Here is a 4,296-nt window from a genome sequence, read left to right on the forward strand (position 1 = left end):
AAGAACTGAGTAGGGTATGTGGAGGTATTGCACTTGCTTATGCTGGGACTGCTCTTGGTACTTTTCCTATTGTACTTTTTGGTAATGAAGAACAAAAGAAAAAATATTTACCGCCAATAGCAAAAGGAGAAAAACTGGCTGCATTTGCTGTTACAGAACCGGAAGCGGGAAGTGATATAACAAATTTAAATACAATTGCAAAAAAAGAAGGTGATTATTATATTCTAAATGGAACCAAACAATGGATAACAAATGGAGGGGAGGCAGAGATTTATGTTGTAATTGCTGCAACTGATAAAACAAAGGGTCCAAGAGGAGCCACCGCATTTATACTTGAAAAAGGTATGGAAGGTTTTAATTTTGGAAAAAAAGAAAAAAAACTTGGGATAAGAGCATCTGCTACAAGAGAACTTATTTTTGAGAATTGTAAATTACCAAAAGGAAATGTATTGGGTAGGGAAGGTATGGGTTTTTTAATAACACTTAAAAATTTTGATACAAGCAGACCTGGTGTTGCAGCACAAGCTCTTGGTATTGCACAGGGTGCATTTGATGAAGCACTTAAATATGCTCATACAAGAAAACAATTTGGTCAGACAATTATATCCTTTCAGGCAATCAGTCATATGCTTGCAGACATGGCAACCCAGATTGAAGCAGCAAGATGTTTAATTTACCAGACAGCAAAAATGATAGATAGTGGAGCAAAAGAGTTTTCAAAAGAGTCAGCGATGTGTAAACTTTTCGCCTCAGATGTAGCAATGAAAGTTACAACAGATGCAATTCAAATACTTGGTGGTTATGGTTATATGAAGGATTATCCGGTAGAAAAAATGTTCAGGGATGCTAAAATTACTCAAATATATGAAGGGACAAATCAGATACAGAGAAATATAATATCTCTTGAACTTATAAAGGAACTTACAAGGAATAAACCGTAATAAATGAGAGAAATAAGGTTTGATGAAGAAGGGAAAGTTAGAGTTGATAAATATTTAAAAGAGATTACAGGACTTTCTAGAGAAAGAATAAAAAATCTCATAAGAAATAAAAAAATTTTTGTAAACGGAAAAGTTATTGAACCTTCCTATATTTTGCAGAAAGGAAACTTGATAACAATATTTGAAGAAGAAATAGATAAAGAATTTAATATTGAACCTGAAAAAGGTCAACTTGATATAATTTATGAAGATGAGGATATCATTGTTCTAAATAAAAAAGCAGGAATTTTAACTCATCCAACCCATGCGATAAAATCTGGCACACTTGTTAATTTCCTTCTATATCATACTAAACTTTCAAACATTGGTTCACCTTATAGACCAGGTGTTGTTCACCGTCTTGATAAAGAAACCAGTGGAGTTATTGTATTTGCAAAAACTGATTATGCATACTGGTCTCTTATTGAGCAATTTAAAAACAGAATTGTTAAAAAGACATATTATGCAATTGTTGAAGGAAGATTTCCTGAAAAGAAAAAAGTAGTTGAATTCAGAGTTTCTCCGGATAGAGAAAATCCAACCAAAATGAAAGTTCACTTTTTAAAAGGAAAAGATGCCTTAACAGAAATAGAAGTAGAAAAATATGTTGGAAATTATACATTACTAAAAATTAAACCGGTTACAGGAAGAACTCATCAGATTCGTTTAACACTTTCTTATCTTGGATATCCCATTTTAGGAGATGACAAATACGGGAAAAAAACGGAAATAATAAAAAGGGTAGCTCTTCATGCATATCAAATTTCATTTCTACATCCGAAAACAAAACAATATGTTGAATTTTCAGCACCATTTCCTGAAGATTTAAAAAAAATTTTGACTGTTTAAAGATTAAATGTTTATATTTAAGAAAAAGGGAGGAAAAATGGAAGATTTGAAAATAGGAATAATTGGTTTTGATACTTCTCATGTTGTTGCATTTACAAAACTTTTGAATGATGAAAATGACCCATTCCATGTTAAAGGTGGAAAAGTAATTGCAGGTTATCCTTCTTTTAGCCCAGATATTCAAGCAAGTTATTCCAGAGTAGAGGGATTTAAAAAAGAACTGGTTGAAAAATACAATATAGAAATCGTAAATACAATTGAGGAACTAATTGAAAAAGTTGATGCTGTTTTACTTGAGAGTGTTGACGGAAGAAGGCACCTGAAAGAAGCGGAAACTGTTATAAAGTCAAAAAAAACATTATTTATAGATAAACCACTGGCTGCAAATTATTCTGATGCAAAAAAGATTTATAAAATGGCTGATGAATATAAATGTCCGGTTTTTTCTTCTTCCTCTTTAAGGTTTGATTATAATTTTACAAAAATAAAAAATGATATAAACATTGGTGAAATTTTAGGTTGTGACGCTTTTTCTCCCTGTACTCTTGAATCTACAAATCCAGGTTTTTTCTGGTATGGGATTCACGGAGTTGAAATTTTATATACATTTATGGGTAAAGGTTGCAGAAAAGTATATTGTGAAAAAACAGAAGATTTTCATTTTGCTACTGGAATATGGGATGATAATAGAATTGGAAGCGTTAGAGGAATAAGAAAGGGTTTTTTAAACTATGGTGCAACTGTTTTTACTGAAAAAAAGGTAATTCATGTAACATATTCAACTGAAATCCCAATTTATGCACAGCTTTTAAAGGAAATAATTAAATTTTTTATAACTGGAAAACCACCTGTTGAAAAAGAAGAAACTCTTGAAATTATGAAGTTTATGGAATGTGCGTTAATAAGTGAAAAAGAAAAAAGGACTGTAAATTTAAGTGAAATTGATTAAATTTAAAAAAATTTTGTTCTGTAAATCAATAATTTGAATATTCTTTTGCTTGAGCCCTTAAACTTAATAAAAGTTCAATATTTGATTTTGTTGTCTTAATTTTATTTATTAGAAGTTCCATTGCTTCAATTGGATTAAGAGGAGCAAGTATTTTTCTTAATAACCATATTAACTGTAATTCTTCTGGGTCAATAAGTAATTCTTCTCTTCTTGTGCCAGACCTGTTTATATCTATTGCAGGAAATATTCTTCTATCAGCAAGTTTTCTCTCAAGGTTTATTTCCATATTTCCAGTTCCTTTAAATTCTTCAAAGATAACATCATCCATTTTACTTCCTGTATCAATTAAAGCGGTCCCTATTATTGTTAAACTTCCACCTTCTTCTATATTTCTTGCTGCTCCAAAAAATCTTTTTGGTTTATCAAGAGCAGTTGATTCAAGTCCTCCTGTCATTATTTTACCACTGTGTGGAACTAAAACATTATAAGCTCTTGCAAGACGGGTTATACTATCAAGTAAAATAACAACATCTTTTTTATGTTCAACAAGTCGTTTTGCTTTTTCAAGAGCAATTTCAGCAACCTGTGTATGCCTTTCTGGTGATTCATCAAAAGTAGCACTTATAACTTCTCCTTTAACAATCCTTCTCATTTCTGTGACTTCCTCTGGTCTTTCAGCAACAAGTAAAACTATTAAATATACTTCAGGATGATTTTTTGCAATTGCATTTGCTATTTTCTGTAAAATAACTGTTTTTCCTGCTCTCGGAGGAGAAACTATAAGTCCTCTTTGCCCTTTTCCTATAGGAGTAATTAAATCAATAACTCTTGTTGTTATCTCCTCTGGTGTTGTTTCCAGTATAAATCTTTTATCAGGATGAATTGGAGTTAATTCTTCAAATGGTATTCTGGAAGAAATATTTTCAGGAGGTTCACCATTTACCATTTCAACCTTTAAAAGTGCAAAATACTTCTCATTTTCTTTTGGAGGTCTTATCTGTCCGGAAACCGTATCTCCTGTTTTTAATCCAAATTTTTTTATTTGTGATGGAGAAACATAAATATCATCTGGTCCTGGAAGGTAATTATAATTTGGTACTCTTAAAAATCCAAAACCATCGGGAAGAACTTCAAGAAAACCTTCTCCAAAAAGTAATCCATTTTTCTTTGCCTGTGCTTCCATTATTTTATATATTAATTCTTCTTTTCTTAAACCACTGATTCCATTTACTTCCATTTCTTTTGCAATTTTCTGTAATTTTGTCATACTCAATTTTCTTAAAGTTGAAACATTAATTTCATTAGTTTGATCCATTCTTTTCTCCTTTTTTATTGATTTAAATTTTTTAATAATTCATCAACAATTCTTTTTAGATTTTCCTCTGTTTTTTTAATTGAGCCAGAATTATCAATTATGTAATCAGCTTTTTTCTTTTTGAGAGCAAGTGGTAGTTGATTTTTCCATATATTTTTTATATCTTTTTCAGAGTATTTATCCATTAACCTTTCTTTTATCTT

5 protein-coding genes are annotated in these 4,296 nt (G+C 30.7%); 3 read left to right on the forward strand and 2 right to left on the reverse strand.

From position 1 onward, the window contains the following. The 3 genes from PKV21_09255 to PKV21_09265 form a co-directional block, all read left to right on the forward strand. On the forward strand, positions 1 to 941 hold a 941-nt coding region (locus tag PKV21_09255), incomplete at its 5' end, for an acyl-CoA dehydrogenase family protein (protein HOM27671.1). A gap of 3 nt (positions 942 to 944) precedes the next feature. After that, positions 945 to 1,829, forward strand: a complete 885-nt coding sequence (locus tag PKV21_09260; protein HOM27672.1) for an RluA family pseudouridine synthase — start codon at positions 945 to 947, stop codon at positions 1,827 to 1,829. A 37-nt stretch (positions 1,830 to 1,866) separates the two neighbouring features. Beyond that, positions 1,867 to 2,778 (forward strand): Gfo/Idh/MocA family oxidoreductase, encoded by a 912-nt coding sequence (locus tag PKV21_09265; protein HOM27673.1) that lies wholly within the window; start codon positions 1,867 to 1,869, stop codon positions 2,776 to 2,778. Positions 2,779 to 2,803: 25 nt separating this feature from the next. Here PKV21_09265 and rho read toward each other — a convergent pair whose 3' ends face one another. Together rho and PKV21_09275 are read right to left on the reverse strand one after the other, a co-directional pair. Further along, complete coding sequence (rho, locus tag PKV21_09270; GenBank protein HOM27674.1) at positions 2,804 to 4,075, reverse strand: transcription termination factor Rho; 1,272 nt, start codon at positions 4,073 to 4,075, stop codon at positions 2,804 to 2,806. Positions 4,076 to 4,107: 32 nt separating this feature from the next. Then, a partial coding sequence (locus PKV21_09275) for a dephospho-CoA kinase (GenBank protein ID HOM27675.1) occupies positions 4,108 to 4,296 on the reverse strand: 189 nt, incomplete at its 5' end.

It is taken from the genome of bacterium, assembly GCA_035371905.1.
Taxonomy (GTDB): domain Bacteria; phylum Ratteibacteria; class UBA8468; order B48-G9; family JAFGKM01; genus JAMWDI01.